The following is an 18,330-nucleotide window of genomic DNA, read 5'->3' as shown; positions in this document are numbered from 1 at the left end:
TGGCCGAGATCGTAGCGGAGGCGCGGACCGTCTAGCGCAGGTAGTACTCCACGGGCACCACCAGTTCCTGCGGTGCCTTCATTTCGTTGGGAATGCGTGGCAGCGGCTGTGCGCGGCGGAAGGTCTGCAGCGCCGCGTCATCGAGCAGGGACTGGCCGCTGGACTGCTCCAGGCGCAGCGCCAGAAGGCGTCCGTCGCGGTCGATGCTGGCGCGGACCCAGCTGGTGCCCTGCTGGCGCCGCGATCTAGCGCTGGAGGGGTAGTAGCGGTATCGCTCCAGTCGTGCCATCAGCCGCGCTTCCCACTGGTCGCTGGCAGCGCCGGCCTGGACGTCCGCGGGTGGGGCGTCCGGAGCAGGCGGCGCGGCCGTGATCGATGCCGGTGCGGGACGGGCATCGGCCGCGGCCGCAGGTGGGGCGACCTGCGTGGGTTGCCGGCCGGCGCCGGCGATCTCGCTGGCGGCCAGTTCGCCTTCACGCGCGTGGGTCGGCGCGGGTGGCGGCGGCGATTTCCGTGGCTGCGCGGCGCGCGCCTGTTGCGCCTGGCTGGGCTGTTCGGCCTGGCGTTCCTCCACAGGCTGTGGCGGTGCAGCCGGCGCAAGCAGGCGCAGGCTGATGCGCACATCCTGCTCTGGCGGCGGCAGCGTAGGCGGGGCTGCCACCCAGTGCACGAGCAGCAGCAGCGGCAGCAGGTGGATCCCGACGGTGATCGCCATTGCCTGCCAGTGTTGCCTGCGTTCACTCATCTGCGATCACCCACAGCAGGTCGGCGTCGCTGGCGTCGATGGCTTCTTCCGCCGATGCCAGAGCGACCACCAGCGCAGGCGCGGATGCGGGCAGATAGCCCGGTACGCCGGTGCCGCGCAGCACATGCCAGCGGCCGGCAACCAGCAGCGCGGGTGTCTGTGCGGCCGCCAGTACCTGCGCCATACGCGAATCGCGGGCCTGCTGAACGGCCAGCATGCCTTCCAGCAGCGGTGCGGCGTCGGCGTGCTGGGCCAGCACTACGTTCGACAGGCGGTGGCGTGCGCCAGGCACCGGGAAGCGCGCCGGTGCCGACGAAGCGAGCAGCGCGTCGACCTCCGCACGCGAGAGGTTGCCACCGTGCAGGGCGATGCCTGCAGCGGCGGCATCCTGCACCAGTCCGCCATAGGCCGACCACGGCCAACGGGGGTCCCAGCCCAGCAGTTCCTGCAGGTGTTGCCCGTCGGCACGGTTGCCCTTGTCCAGCCAGCGCTGCACGCGCTGCAGGCGGGGCTGGCGTTCACTGCCGATCATCTCCAGGACCAGCGCACCCTGTGGTCGCTGCTGGTGCAGGGCCTGCAACAGCCAGCGTTCGGCGGCATGGTCGGCGGCGACGTCATGGCGTTCCCCCAGCAGCAGGTGCCGGGCGGCGGCGACGCGCTGCACGAACGCCGCTTCCTGCAACGGCCGGCCGCTGGCCAGGTCGATCACCGTGCCGGGCATCGACTGGGCCTGCCCGGTCGCCAGCACGGCAAGCAGGCACAGCGGCAACCAGCGTCGGCTAGAACGCCACGTTGACGCCCATCGAGACGGTGCGGCCGCGGCCGTTGCCGCGGTCCAGGATCGGGCTGAAGATGCTGTCGATCGAGGCATTGTTGTCATAGGCTTTGTTTTGCAGGTTTTCGATGTTCAGCCATACGGTGGTGCTGGCCTGTGGCTTGAAGCTGGCGTAGAAGTCCAGCAGCACACCCGTGCCGCGGGTCTTGCGGGTCTGGAAGAAGTCGTAGCCTTCCTCAGTGGGGCCGGAGTATTCGGCGCGCACGCCGGCCTGCACGCGCTGCTGCCACCAGCGACCGCCGACGTCCAGCGTCCAGTAGCGGTCGGGAAGCGTGGTGATGTCTTCCAGGTTGACGAACTCGATGGTGGGCGCGCTGGTGTGTGATCGTGTCCAGCTCAGCGTCGCGTGATAGTGCTCGCTGGCGTAGTGGGCCTCCAGCTCGATGCCACGCATGCGCACCACGCCCGGGTCGTTCATCCAGCGGGTGGTGACGCTGAAGTCGTCCACATCCAGCGCATCGGTCCAGGCCGAAAGCTGCGGGTCGCTGTCGATCGGTACCACGACGGGCTCGATTTCCGGTGGATGCACGATCAGCAGGTACTGCGGCTTGATGTAGTCGCGAATGCGGTTGTCGAAGCGGGTTACCCGCAACTGGGCCAGGTCGCCGTCGCGCAGCAGCGAGTCGGTGCTGAGATTGGCGCCGAACTGCAGGTTGCGCGAGCGTTCGCGACGCAGGAATGGATTGGCGCCTACGCCATCGGCATCGCTCATGCCTTCCAGCGGAATCTTCTCGAAGAACATCTCCTGCACGCGTGGGGGCCGCGATGTCCGCGAGGCCTCGGCGTACAGCTGCAGCCAGTCGGTTGCCTGCAACGAAACCGAGAGGCTGGGACTGAGTGCATGTTGGCGGCGGCGGATGTCGATGCCCCCGCCGTTGATCCGGGTGCACTGGCCCGGCACATCCGAACAGGCCGGGATGTGCCCGCGGATGCCGTAGCGATCCTGGCGCAGCCCGGTGGTCAGTGCGTAGATGCCGTACTGCAGTTCGAGCGTACTGAACACGCTGTCCAGCTGGCTGCGCCCCTGCGGGTTGGCGCCGCGCAGGGTGGGCGTATCAGCAACGAAAATGTCCGACTGGTGCTTGAGGCCTGTGTTCCAGCGTGCCTGCAGCGAGCCGATCTCGAAGCGGCTGGTGTTGTCGATGTTCCAGCTGCTCAGGCTGCTGTGGGTACGCCGGCCGATGTAGCTGGACACTTCCACCGGCGGATAGAACAGCCGCGTCTTGTTGGCGGCGAAGCTGGCGCGCAGATCGATCCAGGGCGTGTAGGGCGTGTAGTGATAGCTGGCGCGCTGGTTGCGTGCCGAAATCTGCCACGGGTAGTTGTGATAGAAGTCGTTCTCGTAGCGCATGTGGCTCAGGTCCAGCCGGTGCAGCTCACTGGGTTGCAGGCGGGCCTTGAGCAGCCAGCTTCTGGGGTGCTGGCTGCCCGGGTCGGCGCTGTTCTTCTGCCCGTTGGCGGTCGCGTACTCGCTGCTGCGGCTGCTGCTGGCCGCCGCAAGCAGGCCGAACTGACGGTCACCGCCTTCCTCGCTGTGGCGCCAGGCGCCGGCGAAGGTGCGGCCACTGCCATAGCCGTTGTCGCCGTGCCGGTAGCCGGCGCGCAGGCCCCAGTCGCGGCTCTCACCCAGCAGGTCATCGATATCCAGCGTGCGGAAGTTGGCGGTACCGGCCAGGGTGCCAGCGCCATCGCCGCCAGCGACGGCACCGCGCTGCACATCCACCCCGGCCAGCAGGAATGGATCGACATAGGCGAACGGGCCGCCGGAGCCGTGCCCGGCGTTGTTGCGGAAGGTCTGGGTGACACCGTCGATCATCGTGTTGACGCGGCCGGCGCCGGTCATGCCACGGATGTTGACCTGGAGGCCGGCCTGGCTGCGCGAGTGGAAGCTGTGCGTGCCGGGCATCGAGCGCAGCAGGCTGTTGCCCTCCTGGCGTTCGGCCATCGCCACGCGTTCACTGCCAACGGCTGGCGCGAAGCCATCGCGGGTGGCGGGGACGTACTGGCTGGCGCCGGTGCCGGGCGCATGGCCCTGTGCAGGAGTGCCCTGCACGCGCAACGGACCGGTGCGGCGGCTGCCATCGCTGGACTTGGCAGGCGCCGGCTCGAGGGTGGCACGCCGTGCATCGATGAAGCGGGGCCGCAGGCCGGTGCCGGCCAACAATTGTGACAGCGCCTGCCTGTCGTCGAAGTTGCCGCGCAGGGCGGGCGCCATCTGGCGCTGGGGCAGCGCGCCACCGATTACAAGATCGATGCCGGTGAGCCGGCTGTAGGCATCCAGTGCGCCGGCCAGCGGCTGTGCAGGCAGGTCGTAGTGGCGGGTTGCGGTCTGTGCCTGGGCATGGCCGGACAGGAATGGAACCGGGCTGGCGCAGGCCAGCGACAAGGCCAGGACAAGGGGGCGGTGGGACAGCATCGAGGTCTCCAGGGAGTGACGCAGAGCGTCGTCAGCCTGGGAAGACGCACGGGCAGGGACGATGTCAGGGTGCATGGCCGGCGCCGTGCGTTGATGACAGCCACAGCTGAAGTCCGGGACCGATGCGCAGCACGCGGACCTGCAATTGCCGGGCGAGCTGGTCGCGGGTGCCGGTGGCGCCGGTGGCATTGCCCAGCACGGTGACCCGCTGCTGGCGCAGGTGCGCGCCCATGATCCAGGTGTGCCCACCGTCCCAGCGGTCCAGCCCCCGGGCGACATCCTCCAATGGGGCCGATACCCAGTGCAGGCGCCGCTCGCGCCAGGCGAGCACGCCTGCCGGTGCGGCCGACGGGGTGCCGGGTGTCTGGCCATCGAAGCGCAGTTGTTCGCCCTGGCTTGCCTCTCCGCTGCCGCTGCCGCTGTCCACCCGCACCTGGTGTTCGGTGACGGTCACCACGCTGCTGCCGTTCTGCACGGCGACATCGAATGCGGTGCCCAGCGCGGTGACCCTGCCATGCGGCGTGCGCACCTGGAACGGCCGGTCGGCATCGGCGGCAACCTGGAACCAGGCCTGTCCCTTCTTGAGCTGCAGCTGCCGGCGCTGCCCGTCGATGCGGACGCGCACCTCGCTGCCCGGAGAAAGCACGACGCGCGAACCGTCCTGCAAGGGTGTCTCGCGGATCTCGCCGACGGTGGTGCGCAGCACCAGTTCTGGCGGCGGTGCGTCCTGGCGGAGCGACAGGCCCAGCACGCACAGCAGCAGGGCGCCGATGCCCGCCTCGCGCAGGGCGCGCCGGCGGTGACGCTGCTGCTGGCGTTGCAGGCTGGGCAGGCCGGCACCGGCCTGCCACAGCTGCTGCAGGTGCAGGTACTGTGCTGCATGGCGCGGGTCTGCCTGATACCAGTGGGCGAACGCGCGCTCGTCGCGCGTACCGTCATGGCCGTCGAGCCACCAGCGTGCGGCTTCGCGTGCGATCGTGTCCTGCCTCATGGGCCGGGCACCTGTTGCAGCGCGACCAGCGCGCGCAGCAGGTGTCCATGCACGGTCTGCCGGCTGATGCCGAGCTGGCGACCGATTTCGGCCAAGGCCATCTGTTCGACCCGGGCCAGCAGGAACACCTGCCGCGAGCGCGGCGGCAGGGCGGCGATGATCGCGTCCAGGTGACGCAGTTGCTCGAGATCGAGCAGGCGTTGTTCCGGCAGGGGCGCCGGATCGGCGAGGGTGGTCAGAGAGGCTTCGTCCAGCGGGTCTTCCCGGCGGCGCTGGCGTTGCCGGTAATGGTCGGCGATCAGGTTGTGGGCGACGCGGTACAGGTAGGCGCGGCCATTGCTGAGCAGGCCACTGGCGGCGACCTTGACGACACGCAGCCAGGTCTCCTGGACGACGTCATCGGCATCGCTGCGTTGCGGGAGTTTGCGGCGGACGTGGGCGTGCAGCGGCCGGTAATGGGCGGCGCACAGATGCGCGACATCCGTCGGTTCGACAGGCGTGGACACGGGGCGGGCTACAACTGGGAAAGGGAACAGCCCGCGGCGGCAAGGGCAGCGCCTGCACCTTACAGTAAAAGAGAATCATTTGCATCCATGGTGCCGGTGCATCGAAGGCGAGCGGGCCGGCAGCGCGCTCTGCGTCAGAGGTCGCGGTACTGGATCTGTGCAGCGAGCACGCGCAGGCCTTCGGCGCTGCTGGACAGGATGCGTTCTTCGCCAATGCCCTTCTGGCGTTGCAGCTGGAATCCCGCTGCGTTGGGCAGGTGCGCGGCGATGGTCTCCAGGCGTTGCAGCGCATCGGCCCCTTGGCAGTCGAAATGACCCCAGTAGGCGCCGTGACGGTGGACCAGCAGGCGGTAGTTCATCGTGCGTTCTCCGGTAGTTCCTGCAGCCAGTGGTTGAACATCGCAGTCGCGGCTGCGGCCAGCGGGGCGCCATAGCGGCGTGCCTGCGCGCGAAGATCGTTCGGGTCGATGCCCGCCTGGGCCAGCTCGAGCGCGTGGCCGATCAGCCAGCGTTCGAACTGCCGCGCGTCCAGTTCCGGGTGGCACTGCAGGGCCAGTGCATGCTTCCCGATGGAAAAGGCCTGGTGGCGGCAGGCGGGTGTGCTGGCAAGACGGTGCGCACCGTCCGGGAGTTCGAAGGCTTCGCCATGCCAATGCAGCACAGGAATGCCCTGCAATGCCAGCAGGGGAGAACGCTGGCCCTCGTCGGTCAGCAGCAGTGGCGCGAATCCGATTTCCTTGCCTCCGCTGGGCGCCACCTCCGCCCCCAGCGCACGTGCCATCAGCTGCGCACCCAGGCAGATGCCGAGGGTCGGCCGCTGCAGGTGCAGGCGCCGTTGCAGCAGCTCGATGCTGTCAGCCAGGAAGGGGTAGAGCAGGCCATCGTTGACGCTGACCGGGCCTCCCAGTACGACCAGCAGATCAGCCGCTTCGGCCGCGTCAAGCGCATCGATGCCGGCCTGCAGCACGTGCAGCTGCCAGCCCTGGGCCAACAGCAGCGGCTGCAGCGTGCCGAGGTCTTCGAAGGCGATGTGTTGCAGGACGACCGCGTGCTTCATGCGGCCCCTCCACGGGTGGGCCAGTAGGCGCTGTCCGGTGTCGCGCGTGCTCCGAAGATGGCCTGGCCGACGCGGACCACGGTGGCGCCCTCCTCGATGGCGACCTCGAAGTCGCCGGACATGCCCATCGACAGCTGCGACAGGTCGATGCCGGTCGGCGCGCTGCGCTGCAGCTGGTCGCGCAGCGTGCGCAGGCGGACGAAGCAGGCGCGTACGCGTTCCACCTCTGGAGTGAAGATGGCCAGGGTCATCAATCCGCGTACGCGCAGGCGGTCGAACATGGGCAGCTGCTGCACGAAAGCGTCGACGGCGCCGGGCTCCAGGCCGTACTTGCTGGGTTCGGCGGAGGTGTTGACCTGCACGAACACGTCCAGAGTGCGGTCCTCCAGCAGCAGGCGCTGCTGCAGCGCTTCTGCCACGCGCAGGCTGTCCAGCGCCTGGAATTCACTGGCGAAGCGCGCCACATGGCGGGCCTTGTTGGTCTGCAGGTGGCCGATCACAGACCAGCGCACGCCAAGGTCGGCCATCGACTCGGCCTTGCGCTGTGCCTCCTGCACCTTGTTCTCACCCAGCTCATGGCAGCCGGCAGCCACGGCCATGCGGATGCGCGCCTCATCCACGGTCTTGCTGACCGGCAGCAGGCGCACGCTCTGCGGGTCGCGGCCCGCGCGGGCACAGGCCCGCGCGATGCGCTGGCGCACCGTGAGCAGGTTGCGGGCGATCTGTTCGACGGACTGGGCGACAGGCCAGTCGGCGGCGGCAAGGGGCATGCGTGCACCTCCAATGCAGGGTGGCCAGGGTGGGGTACACTGGCACAGGACAAGATTTATTTTGGCATAGGACAAAATGAAAATCACCGGGCACAGTGCCGAATCGATCTTCGACAGCATCCGCGAGGGCATCGGCGACGGGCGGCTGACCGCCGGCAGCGTGCTGCCGCCGGTACGCGAGCTGGCCGAGCGGCTGGGCGTCAACCGCAACACGGTGGCGGCCGCGTACAAGCGGCTGGACGCGGCGGGCCTGGCCAGTACGGGGGGGCGGCGCGGTACCACGGTGCGTGGCGTGCCGGCCCCCGTCGCGCGCGAAGGCAGTCCGCCGGGGCTGGCGCTGCACGATCTGGCAGGTGGCAATCCGGACCCACGGCTGTTGCCGAGCCTGCGCCTGGCACCGGCGCCACCTCGGCTGTACGGCGTGGGTACGGTCGACCCGCGCATGCAGCGGTTGGCACGTGCGTCGCTGGATGCCGATTGTCCGCAGGGCTATGCCTTGGAGCTGAGCCACGGTGCCGTCGATGGCATCGAACGCCTGCTGGCTGCCTGGCTGCTGCCCGGCGACCGCATCGCTGTAGAGGATCCCTGCTTCCTTGGCAGCCTCAACGTGCTCAATGCCGCTGGCCACACGCCGCTGCCCGTGGCGGTGGACACGCATGGGATGCAGGTGGCGTCGCTGCGGCGGGCGCTGGAGGCTGGCGCACGCGCGGTACTGCTGACGCCGCGCGCACACAATCCTACCGGCGCCAGCCTGGATGCGAAGCGGGCGCGGGCACTGCGCCAGCTGCTGGCCGGCTACCCGCAGGTGGCGGTGCTGATCGACGATCATTACGCGTTGCTCTCGCAGCAGGCCTACCACTCGGTGCTGCCCGTCGATGGCCGGCGCTGGGCACTGCTGCGCTCGCTGTCCAAGCCGTTGGGCCCGGATCTGCGCCTGGCGTGGCTGGCCTGTGATGAGGAAACCGCAGTACGGCTGCGCCTGCGGCTGGCAGCGGGAACCGGCTGGGTTAGCCACCTGCTGCAGGACGCGGCGGTCTCGGTGCTGGAATCAGCCCCGCAGCGGGCGAAGATCGCATCGGCCGGCGTGCGTTACCAGCAGCGGTTGCAGTCGCTGCAGATGCTGCTGCAGGCGCGGGGCGTGCAGCAGGCCGTGCCGATGGAGGGGTTGAACCTGTGGTTGCCGCTGCCGGATGACAGCCGCCCGCAGGTACTGGCGCTGGCCGCCCGCGGCTGGCATGTGCGTGCCGGCGAAGTGTTCGCGGTTTCCGCCCCCGGCCATGGCCTGCGCATCACCTGTGCGGCGCTGGGAACACCGCAGCAGCGACAGCTGGCCGATGACCTGGCGGCCGTGCTGGGATGATGAACCCGCGTCCTTCAGGGCGCGGCACTGACGCCGGGGCGCACGTAGTAGGACTGCCCGCTGTCATCCACGAACATCAACTCCGGCTTGCCCTGCCAGGAGGTGAGCATCGCGCCGGTGTTGTTCTGGTGTTTGACCATCAGGCTGGCGCCGCGGTCGGGGTTGGCGACCACCTTGAACACTTCGGTGGTGCCGGCTGCATCGTCAAGCGTCAGCAGGGCTTCACCACCGTGGTCGGTCGTGCCGTAGCCGCCGCGTTCGGAGCCGTCCGGACCCAGCAGAACCAGGCCGGACAGGGCGCTGGCACGTGTTCCCTGCACCTGGCCGCGACTGCGCGGGTCGGGCACCGGGGCGCCCAGGATCACCCGCGCCTGACCGGCGCCATCGTGGATGACCAGGCCCCGGGCTTCGATCACCCGCTGCGGCGATTGGCTGCGATGCAGGCTCCAGGCAGTCCAGCCGGAAACGAGCAGGGCGAGGGTGGAGACCAGCAGCGTGGTCAGCGTGAGTGCACGGGGCATCGGATCGTCCTTCCTTGGATGTGCCGACGATAACGGAAGCGGGCCGCTCATGACCAGTTCGCTGTGTGACGCGGTGTGTCCTCAGTGGAAGTCGCGGCTTCGGCTGCGCAGGCCCTGCAGCAGCTCATCCAGGCAGTGCATGCGTTGCACGATCACATGCTGCACGCCATCGACACGCTCCAGTCGGCCGTCGATCTGCATCAGCTGGGTATCGACCAGTACACGGTGCTGCCGGTCGGCCAGGTGCCGCCAGACCACGGCATTGACCATGCCGGTTTCATCTTCCAGGGTAAGGAAGGTGACGCCGCTGGCGGTCTGGGGACGCTGGCGCATGCGTACCAGCCCGGCGATGCGTACGCGGCGGCCATGGCCGTGGCCGGCCAGTTGTGCGGCGTCGAGGCAGCCGCGGCTGCGCAGCTGCGTGCGCAGGAATGACATGGGATGGCGACCCAGGGTAGTGCCGATGCTGCGGTAGTCGGCCTGCATGTCTTCCCACGCACTGGGCAACGGCAATGGCACGCGTGCTTCAGCGGTGGTGCGGGCCTGATCGAACAGCGGCAGGCGGTTTTCCACGCCGGAGACATCCCAGCGCGCACGATGACGATGCCCGCTGAGGCCGCGCAGCGCGCCGGCATCGGCCAGCAGGCCCTGATGGCGCCGGTCCAGGACGGTGCGCTGGCACAGATCGCCGACATCGTCGAATGGCCGTCGCGCGCGTTCGCGCATGATGGCCTGTGCCACCTGTTCGTTGCAGCCATCGACCAGGCGCAGGCCCAGCCGGATCGCCGCGGGACCCCTGCTGAAATCCAGCGTGCAGTCCCAGTCGCTGTGGCGCACGTCCACCGGCAGCACGATGATGCCGTGCCGGCGCGCATCCTGCAGCAGCTGGTCGGGGCTGTAGAACCCCAGTGGCTGGCTGTTGATCAGGCTGGCGGTGAACGCGGCCGGATGATGGCACTTCAGCCAGCAGCTGTTATAGGTCAGCAGGGCGAAGCTGGCGGCGTGGCTTTCCGGGAAGCCGTAATCGCCGAAGCCCTTGATCTGCTCGAACAGGTGCTCGCCGTATTCGCGACTGAAGCCGTTCTCCAGCATGCCGGCCAACAGCTTCTCGCGATGCGGCTCCAGCCCGCCGCGGCGCTTCCAGGCCGCCATCGAACGGCGCAGGGCATCGGCCTCGCCCGGGGTATAACCGGCCGCATCCACCGCCAGCTGCATCACCTGTTCCTGGAACAATGGCACGCCCAGCGTACGTGCGAACACGCGTTCCAGCCGCGGTGGGTAGAGCGGATTGTGTGGATCGTTCAGTGCATCAGGGCCGTGCTCGCGCAGGATCCGCCGCCGCTCCAGATAGGGATGCACCATGTCGCCCTGGATCGGACCGGGCCGCACGATCGCGACTTCGATCACCAGGTCATAGAACGTGCGCGGCTGCATGCGCGGCAGCATCGCCATCTGCGCGCGCGATTCGATCTGGAACACGCCGATGGTGTCGGCGGCGCAGATCATGTCGAAGGTCTTCGCATCCTTGGGCGGGATCGCATCCATGCGTCCTTCGTGCAGGCCATGCTGCTTCAGCATTGCCAGGCATTTGCGGATGGCGGTGAGCATGCCCAGCGCCAAGCAATCAACCTTCATCAGGCCTGTGGCATCCAGATCGTCCTTGTCCCACTGGATGACGGTGCGGTCGGCCATCGCTGCGTTCTCCACCGGCACCAGCGTCGACAGCGGGTGTTCGGAAATCACGAAACCGCCCGGATGCTGCGACAGGTGGCGCGGGAAGTCGATCAGCTCGGCGGTCAATGACAGCAGTCGCCGCATCAGCGGCGTCTCCGGGTCGAAGCCGCGCTCGCGCAGGGTTTCCGGTAGCGGAATGTTGCCACCCCAATGGTCCATCGCCGCGCCCAGTTCATTGACCTGGTCCATCGGCAGTCCCAGCGCGCGGGCGACATCACGGATCGCACTGCGGCCGCGATAGCTGATCGCCACCGCCGTCAACGCGGCGCGTTCGCGGCCATAGCGCTTGAACACGTACTGCAGGACTTCCTCGCGCCGTTCATGCTCGAAATCGATATCGATATCCGGTGGTTCATTCCGCTCGGCGGAGATGAAGCGCTCGAACAGCAGATTGCTGCGCGCGGGGTCGATCTCGGTCACGCCCAGTACGAAGCACACCGTTGAATTGGCAGCCGAGCCGCGGCCCTGGCAGAGGATGTCCTGGCTGCGGGCGAAGCGCACGATGTCGTGCACGGTGAGGAAGTAGGAGGCATAGTTCTTCTTCCTGATCAATGCCAGCTCGTGCTCGATCTGCCTGCGCTGCGGCTCCTGGATGCCCTCCGGCCAGCGCCAGGGAATCTTTTCTTCCACCAGCTCGCGCAACCAGCTGTCCGGGTCATGACCTTCCGGCACCAGTTCACGCGGGTAGGTGTACTTCAACTGGTCCAGGGTGAAGTGGCAGCGCTCGGCGATGCGCACGGTCTCGGCCAGCAGTGCAGGGGGATACAACCGGGCCAGCGCGGTGCGCGGGCGCAGATGGCGTTCGCCATTGGGGAACAGGCGCCAGCCGGCTTCGGCCACGCTGCAGCGGTGACGGATCGCGGTCAGCGTGTCCTGCAGCGCGCGGCGGCGGCGCACATGCATGTGCACATCGCCGCTGGCGACCAGCGGCAGGCCGTGGCGTTCGCCGAACGCCTGCAGCTGCTGCAGGCGGCGCGCGTCGTCGTGCTCATGGTGCAGTTCCACCGCCAGCCACAGGCGATCCTTGAAGGCTGCGCGCAGCAGTGGCAGATCGGTGGCGGCGGGCTGCCGGTCCAGCCACAGGCACAACAGGCCGTCGGGCAGGCCGGACAGGTCATCGCGCAGGCAGCGGTACTCGCCCTTGCCGGCCCGCCGCCGGCAGGTGGTGATCAACTGGCACAACCCGGCGTAGGCAGCCTGGTCGGTGCACAGCAGCACCAGCTTCGGGCCCTCTTCGACCTGGAACTCGGCACCGACGATGAGCGCCACGCCCTGTGTCTTCGCTGCCTGCCAGGCGCGCACGATGCCAGCCAGCGAACACTCGTCAGTGATCGCCAGCGCGCGGTAGCCCTGGCCGCGGGCACGTGCGAACAGTTCCTCGGCGGTGGAGGCACCGCGCTGGAAGCTGAAGGCCGACAGGCAGTGCAGTTCGGCATAGCCGGGCAGCTCATCGTGCATGGTGGTTCAGCCGAACCAGCCGTGCAGCATCCACGGTGCATGTGGATCATTGCGCTCACGGAAGGCCCAGCCGCGCTGGCCGTGTGCGGTTTCCACCACGTAGTAGTCACGGCGCGCATCGGCCTGGTCCCACCAGCCTGATTCGATCCGCTCCGGCCCGGTGACGATGCGCAGCCGCGGGTCACGCAGCACCTGTGGTGTGTCCAGCAACCAGCCGGGGCGCAGCGGCCAGTACGCCGGTGGCCTGGCGGGTGCCTGGGTGCCACTGGCGCGTTCGGGGCGATGGTCGGCCTGCACGGCAAGGGGCTGCACGGCGTCATCGCCGAGCCGTGCACGCAGGCGCTCGCGCAGCTGGGTCCACGGCATCGCCTGTGCCGGGCGGGTGTCGAACAGATCGCGTGCGGCGGGCACGAAGGGCGGCAGCTGTTCGGCCTGCAGGCGCAGGGCCCGGCTGCCCGCCGGCAGCGGGAAAGCCTCCATGCGGTTACGGGCGATCTCGAACAGCAGCGCGGCATCGCGCTCGGGTGCGAGCAGGCCGATGGTCAGCACGCTGGCAGGCAGCAGGTCGTGTTCGAAATGCAGGTCGAAACGCTGCACGCCGCCATCGCGCGAGCACAGGAAGGCCGCCAGATCCAGCAGCAGGCGCCGCAGCGGAAACAGCAGGGCCTGGCTGGATTCGATCTCGTACTCGAATTCGATGCGTGCGTCGAAACGGTCTGGTGGCTGGTAGTAGCGCAGGGGTGCGGTGGGCAGGCCACGCAGCGCGTCCAGCTGCTGCAGCACGTCCGGTGCGAAGCGGCGCGCCAGGCTTTCGCGCGGCAGGTCGAACACTGCCCCCAGCGTACGCAGCCCGGAGCGGCCAAGCACGGTCACCGCATCGGCCGGCAATCCGCTGCGCGGCAAGGGCAGCTGCGTCAACAGGGCTGGCAACTGTTCTGCATCGATACCGAGGCCATCATGCACGTTGGCCAGCACCCGTGCGGCATGGGGATTGGGCGCCGCGACCAGGCGGTGACGGAATCCAAGTTCATGCAGGCCATCACGCAGGCGCCGTTCGATCGCCAGCCAATCGCCGAACAGGGCACGGCTGGCACCGATCTCCAGGACCAGGGCATGAGGAAAGTCGAGGCTGACCTGCGAACTGAAGCCGTACAGCCAGCTGGCCAGCAACTGGCGGGTGTGCAGCTCGGTGGCCGGATCGTAGTCATGCAGCTGCAGGTCCTGCACCAGTACCTGTGCGGCCGACAACAGCATGCCCGGACGCAGGCCGGCTGCACGCGCAGCAGGGCTGACGGCGCGCAGCACGCGACGCTGCGCCGGCCCCTGCAGCAGCACCAGTGGCCGCTGCGGATCCGCTTGCAGGCGCAGCACGCAATCCAGCGCCAGCTGCGGCAACAACAGGCAGGCCCAGTCCATGCGGCCGCCTCAGTGGGCGATGGCCAGTGGCAGCGGCTGTGCCGGCGGCAATCCGCCACGGCACTTCAGGACCCGGACCTGGCCGTGGTCGAGCTGCAGGCGCAGGCTGGCCGGGGACGGGTTGCGGGCCGCACGCGCCTCGCGGAACACGAAGCCCAGGCACTGGCCACTGTCGGCGGCTACCTGCAGGCGGCGCAGGGCGCGGTCGTCGGCCTGCTGTGGCCAGCACAGCACTGCCGCGCAGGCCGCCGAGCGCAGGCATTGTTCGGTGGCCCACAGCGCCTGCTTCGGCCCGGCCTGGATGATCTGCAGCTGCGCCAGATCCAGCCCGGCCGCGGCCCAGGCCGGCGCATGCGGCCGGTAAGGCGGCGCGACCAGCACGATCGGCCGCTCGCGGCGGCTCAGCTTTGCCAATGCCGGCCAGACCAGCGCCAGTTCGCCTACACCCGGCGCGCCCTGCAGCACCTCGCACAGCCCGCTGGCCGGCCATCCCCCCCCGGGCAGGCGTGCATCCAGGGCGGGGTGGCCACTGGCCAGATGGTCGCTGGCCGGGCCGTGCCGCGCCGGACCGCGCCATAGCTGGCGACCGTCCAGGAGACGGTCGAGGGCAATGACCGCACCCATCAGCCCACCGTCCGGAAACGCGTGGGGGCTGGCTGAAAGCGACAATAGTTGTCGGAAACGGCTGGCATGGAGCGAGTATCGACAGGCCGGTATCAAGGGCTGAGACCGGACATGCTACTCGCCTCGTGAGTAGAATTACTAATGAATTCGAGCGCCGCGTTTCAGGTTGCTGAAGAGCGGGCGCGGTTCATCGATCAACGTGCCCCGCACTCACCGCCCCTGCGGATCCGGGCGGTGGTGCACGTACTCGACCACGGTGCCATCGGGATGTACCGCATTGAACGCCGCACCGGTCGGGACGATCTGCAGCGGGAAGATGATCTCGGCTCCGGCAGCGATCAGTTTGTCGTGATAGGGCCGGACATCGTCGACCAGCAGGGTGCCCGTGGTCGAGGTGAAGGGTGCCAGTGCGGTCTCGCTGCCTTCGATCAGCAGGAAGGCACCGACCATGGCCAGGCGCAGTCCTGCATCGGGAAACGGAAACCCGGCATCGGCGACCACACCCTGCAGTTGCTCGTAGAACGCCACACTGCGCTCCAGTTCGCCGGGAGCGACGAATACGCGGATCAGCACGCGCGGGCTGCGTTGGCTGGAGGTGTCACAGCGGTCGCGCCAGAGATGGTCGAAGTCGCGATGTACGTTCATGGGCGTGATCCGTGGCCAGGGGCTTCCATTATCGGCAGCGCCGCGCACCCTACTGATGACCGCCGGTGATGGACTGATAACCGGCGTGCAGGGGCTGGCCTGTGCCTTAGGTCCTGTTGACAGGCATGAACGCCCTCGCACAATCTTCACAGGTTGGGCCACGTGCGTGGCCCGGGCAGGCAGGTTGTCACGCCGGGAGGAGGGTCCCGCGCGCAGACCGGTCCGCCCTCCGGCCTGAGGTGTTGCCCGGCAACGCCTGTACGGCATGAACGCTGCACCCTTCGGCGGCATTTTCCCTGGACCGATTGCCTTGGCAACGGAATTACGCCCGTCGATGAAAACGTTTACAAAGCCGCTTGCCCTGTCCCTCGCCGTGTCCGCCGCCGTCATCGCGCCGGCGTGGGCCGATCCCGCCGCGTTCACCGTGTTGACCCTGGAGCAGGCGCCGCCGGCCGAAGCGATGCCGGCCCTGGCCACCCAGCTTGGATCCCTGCAGGTGGATGCCGTGAGTGTGCGGCAGGTGCAGCGCAGCATCGACCAGGTCGATCCGCTGCAGCTGCTGGCTGATGGCCTGGGCTACGAATACCGCTTCATCGCCGCCGGGAAGGACGATGGCCGGACCCAGCGCGGTCAGGCCGTGCTGACCCGGCTGCCGATCGCGGCGGAATCCGGCCCGGACCAGCCGGGGCTGAACTACCTGCGCCTGGATGACGGTCGCCACACCGTTGCGGTCTACACCGATGCCGGCGCGGGTGCCCTGCAGTTGCCGGCCCTGGTGTCGCGTTCGCGGCTGGGTGCGCCGGCGGTGCTGCTCGGCGCTGTTGCTGGCGATTCCGCCAAGGCTGCCGGTTTCGATCCGGCGCGGGTGGCCCCGGAAGCCGATGCCAGCTACTTCAGCGATGGCTTCCAGGCCGCCAGCAGTGCGCCGTTCAAGGTTGAGGGCAGCGCCCTGCGCGCGACCCTGCTGACCCTGGCCTATGCCGCCGACAAGGGGGGCGATGCGCCGTGGATGGACACCACCCTCAACGCCGACGCCCGCGCTGCGCTGCTGCTGAAGGCGATGACCGAGGATGAGAAATTCCAGATGCTGCACAGCTACTTCGGGCTGGGCAAGGACGGCGGCCCGCTGCCGGACGGCGCGGTCGGTTCGGCCGGTTTCGTGCCGGGCGTGCCACGCCTGGGCATTCCCTCGCAGCAGTCGGCCGACGCCGGCGTCGGTGTGACCAACCCCGGCGGCATCCGGCCCGGCGACTTCGCCACCGCCATGCCCTCCGGCCCGTCCACCGCATCGAGCTGGAACCGCGAAGTGGCTTTCGCAGGCGGCGCGACGATGGGCCGCGAGGCCTGGCAGCAGCGTTTCAACATCCTGCTTTCCGGCAGCGTCAACCTGCAGCGCGATCCGCGCAACGGCCGCAACTTCGAGTACGCCGGCGAAGATCCGCTGCTGGCAGGCTCGATGGTCGGCGCGTTGATCCAGGGCGTGCAGAGCCAGCACGTGATCTCCTCGATGAAGCACTTCGCGCTGAACGACATGGAGACCCGCCGCAACTTCCATGACGTACGCATCGGCGAACAGGCCATGCACGAGTCCGACCTGCTGGCCTTCGAGATCGCGCTGGAGACCGGCCGCCCGGGCGTGGCGATGTGCTCATACAACAAGATCAACGGCACCTACGGCTGCGAGAACGGCTACCTGATGAACCAGGTGCTGAAGCAGGAATGGAAGTTCCCTGGTTTCGTGATGTCCGACTGGGGTGGCGTGCACAGTGGCTCAAAGGCGGCGCTGGCCGGCCTGGACCAGCAGTCGGCCGGTGAAGTGTTCGACGCGGCGGTGTTCTTCGACGAGCCGCTGCGCCTGGCCGTGCACGGCGGCGTGGTGCCGCAGGCGCGCCTGAACGACATGGTGGCGCGCATCCTGCGCACGATGTTCCTGCACGGCAACTTCGACAACCCGCCGCAGCACCAGAAGGTTGATGCCGAGGCCGGTTTTGCCGTGGCACAGCGCACGGTGGAAGAGGGCAGCGTGCTGCTGCGCAATGAAGGCAACCTGTTGCCGCTGGCCGACAGCGTGAAGCGCATCGTCATCATCGGCGGCCATGCCGACAAGGGCGTGATCGGTGGTGGCGGTTCGTCGATGGTGGGCGTGACCGCCAAGGGCACCAACGCGGTGCCGGGCGTCATGCCGACCACCTGGCCGGGCCCGGTGATGTTCCATCCGTCCTCGCCGCTGGAAGCGCTGCGTGCAGCGCGCCCGGACGCCACCATCGCGTATGTGGACGGCAACAATGCCGCGGCTGCAGCCAAGGCCGCCGCACAGGCGGATGTCGCCATCGTGTTCGCCACGCAGTGGGCCGCCGAATCGGTGGATCTGCCGGACATGCAGCTGCCGGACAATCAGGATGCGCTGATTTCGGCGGTGGCCAAGGCCAACCCGAAGACCGTGCTGGTGCTGGAAACCAACGGCCCGGTGCGCACGCCGTGGCTGGCGCAGGTGCCGGCGATGCTGCAGGCCTGGTATCCCGGCATCCGCGGTGGCGAGGGCATCGCCGCACTGCTGACCGGCCAGGCCAATCCGTCCGGCCGCCTGCCGGTGACCTGGGTGACGGACGAGTCGCAGCTGCCGCGCCCGCATATCGATGGCCTGGGCTTCAAGCCGGCCAAACCGTTCGGTGATGTGTTCGATTTCGATATCGAAGGCGCCAACGTCGGCTACAAGTGGATGGCCGCCAAGGGCCTGACTCCGACCTTCGCCTTCGGCCATGGCCTGTCCTACACCTCCTTTGCCTACGACAACCTGAAGGTGAGCGTGGAAGGTTCGCGCCTGGTCGCCAGCGTGGACATCCGCAACACCGGCAAGCGCGCCGGTGCCGACGTGGCCCAGCTGTACCTGAAGCTGCCGGCGGGCAGCAGCACGCCGATCCGGCTGATCGGCTACGACAAGGTGCAGTTGCAGCCGGGTGAGCAGCGCCGCATCCGTATCGAAGCCGAGCCGAAGACCCTGGCCCACTACGATGCGCAGGCCCGCCAGTGGAAGATTGAAGGTGGCACCTACCAGGTGCAGCTGTCGCGCAATGCCGCCGAACCGCTGCAGAGCGCGGACGTGCAGCTGGTGGAGCAGGTGCTGCGCTGACACCGCGTGGTACTCACGCTTGCAGACACGGCCCCGCAAGGGGCCGTGTCTGTTTGCGGGCTGCCGCTGCGCTCGCCGGGCATGGCCCGGCGCTACCCCATGACCCGCACGAGCGGTAGCGC

General features: G+C 68.5%; 15 protein-coding genes. 2 read left to right on the top strand and 13 right to left on the bottom strand.

The genetic code is table 11. The features are described from left to right. Window positions 1–31 precede the first annotated feature (31 nt). From ACVOJ1_RS18020 to ACVOJ1_RS17985, 8 genes are all read right to left on the bottom strand, one after another. Window positions 32–745 carry an energy transducer TonB family protein gene (locus ACVOJ1_RS18020; protein WP_164151877.1) on the bottom strand — a complete coding sequence of 238 codons (714 nt, stop codon included), beginning with the start codon at window positions 743–745 and terminating at the stop codon, window positions 32–34. After that, window positions 738–1,514 carry a ChaN family lipoprotein gene (locus ACVOJ1_RS18015; RefSeq protein ID WP_065182739.1) on the bottom strand — a complete coding sequence of 259 codons (777 nt, stop codon included), beginning with the start codon at window positions 1,512–1,514 and terminating at the stop codon, window positions 738–740. Before ACVOJ1_RS18015 ends, ACVOJ1_RS18020 begins: the two co-directional genes overlap by 8 nt. Window positions 1,515–1,524: 10 nt before the next feature. Beyond that, complete coding sequence (locus tag ACVOJ1_RS18010; protein WP_346480734.1) at window positions 1,525–3,996, bottom strand: TonB-dependent receptor; 2,472 nt, start codon at window positions 3,994–3,996, stop codon at window positions 1,525–1,527. Between the two features lie 64 nt (window positions 3,997–4,060). Beyond that, window positions 4,061–4,987: a FecR family protein gene (locus ACVOJ1_RS18005; protein ID WP_346480733.1), complete on the bottom strand. Its 927-nt coding sequence runs from the start codon at window positions 4,985–4,987 to the stop codon at window positions 4,061–4,063. Continuing rightward, entirely contained in the window at window positions 4,984–5,493 is a 510-nt protein-coding gene (locus ACVOJ1_RS18000; RefSeq protein WP_053517659.1) for an RNA polymerase sigma factor, read from the bottom strand. The genes ACVOJ1_RS18005 and ACVOJ1_RS18000 overlap by 4 nt, the downstream gene beginning before the upstream one ends. 134 nt (window positions 5,494–5,627) lie before the next feature. Beyond that, complete coding sequence (locus ACVOJ1_RS17995; RefSeq protein WP_065182742.1) at window positions 5,628–5,852, bottom strand: hypothetical protein; 225 nt, start codon at window positions 5,850–5,852, stop codon at window positions 5,628–5,630. Further along, a complete protein-coding gene (locus ACVOJ1_RS17990) occupies window positions 5,849–6,550 on the bottom strand; it encodes a glutamine amidotransferase (protein ID WP_346480732.1) in 702 nt (233 codons plus the stop codon). The genes ACVOJ1_RS17995 and ACVOJ1_RS17990 overlap by 4 nt, the downstream gene beginning before the upstream one ends. Further along, a complete protein-coding gene (locus tag ACVOJ1_RS17985) occupies window positions 6,547–7,320 on the bottom strand; it encodes a YggS family pyridoxal phosphate-dependent enzyme (protein WP_346480731.1) in 774 nt (257 codons plus the stop codon). The genes ACVOJ1_RS17990 and ACVOJ1_RS17985 overlap by 4 nt, the downstream gene beginning before the upstream one ends. A 76-nt stretch (window positions 7,321–7,396) precedes the next feature. Between ACVOJ1_RS17985 and ptsJ the strand changes: the two genes are divergently transcribed. Continuing rightward, window positions 7,397–8,680: a MocR-like B6 salvage transcription factor PtsJ gene (gene ptsJ / locus ACVOJ1_RS17980; RefSeq protein WP_346480730.1), complete on the top strand. Its 1,284-nt coding sequence runs from the start codon at window positions 7,397–7,399 to the stop codon at window positions 8,678–8,680. Window positions 8,681–8,694: 14 nt separating this feature from the next. Here the strand turns inward: ptsJ and ACVOJ1_RS17975 are convergent, their stop codons facing one another. The 5 genes from ACVOJ1_RS17975 to ACVOJ1_RS17955 form a co-directional block, all read right to left on the bottom strand. After that, window positions 8,695–9,201: a hypothetical protein gene (locus tag ACVOJ1_RS17975; protein WP_053517653.1), complete on the bottom strand. Its 507-nt coding sequence runs from the start codon at window positions 9,199–9,201 to the stop codon at window positions 8,695–8,697. Between the two features lie 81 nt (window positions 9,202–9,282). Further along, on the bottom strand, window positions 9,283–12,393 hold the full coding sequence (locus ACVOJ1_RS17970) for an error-prone DNA polymerase (protein WP_346480729.1): 3,111 nt from the start codon (window positions 12,391–12,393) through the stop codon (window positions 9,283–9,285). 6 nt (window positions 12,394–12,399) lie between these two features. Continuing rightward, a complete protein-coding gene (locus ACVOJ1_RS17965) occupies window positions 12,400–13,809 on the bottom strand; it encodes a Y-family DNA polymerase (RefSeq protein WP_346480728.1) in 1,410 nt (469 codons plus the stop codon). Between the two features lie 9 nt (window positions 13,810–13,818). Continuing rightward, the gene (gene imuA / locus ACVOJ1_RS17960) at window positions 13,819–14,433 is read right to left on the bottom strand and encodes a translesion DNA synthesis-associated protein ImuA (RefSeq protein WP_053517646.1); all 615 of its coding nucleotides are present in this window, start codon (window positions 14,431–14,433) and stop codon (window positions 13,819–13,821) included. Between the two features lie 210 nt (window positions 14,434–14,643). Beyond that, the gene (locus tag ACVOJ1_RS17955; protein ID WP_053517644.1) at window positions 14,644–15,078 is read right to left on the bottom strand and encodes a VOC family protein; all 435 of its coding nucleotides are present in this window, start codon (window positions 15,076–15,078) and stop codon (window positions 14,644–14,646) included. 334 nt (window positions 15,079–15,412) lie between these two features. On the opposite strand from ACVOJ1_RS17955, the gene ACVOJ1_RS17950 reads away from it, so the two are divergent. Next, window positions 15,413–18,208, top strand: coding sequence for a beta-glucosidase family protein (locus ACVOJ1_RS17950; protein ID WP_111185970.1), 2,796 nt, complete (start codon window positions 15,413–15,415; stop codon window positions 18,206–18,208). Window positions 18,209–18,330: the final 122 nt, after the last annotated feature.

The organism is Stenotrophomonas sp. STEN225, assembly GCF_056756445.1.
Note: the sequence above shows the minus strand (reverse complement) of the source record. Positions and strands in the feature narration are given on the sequence as shown.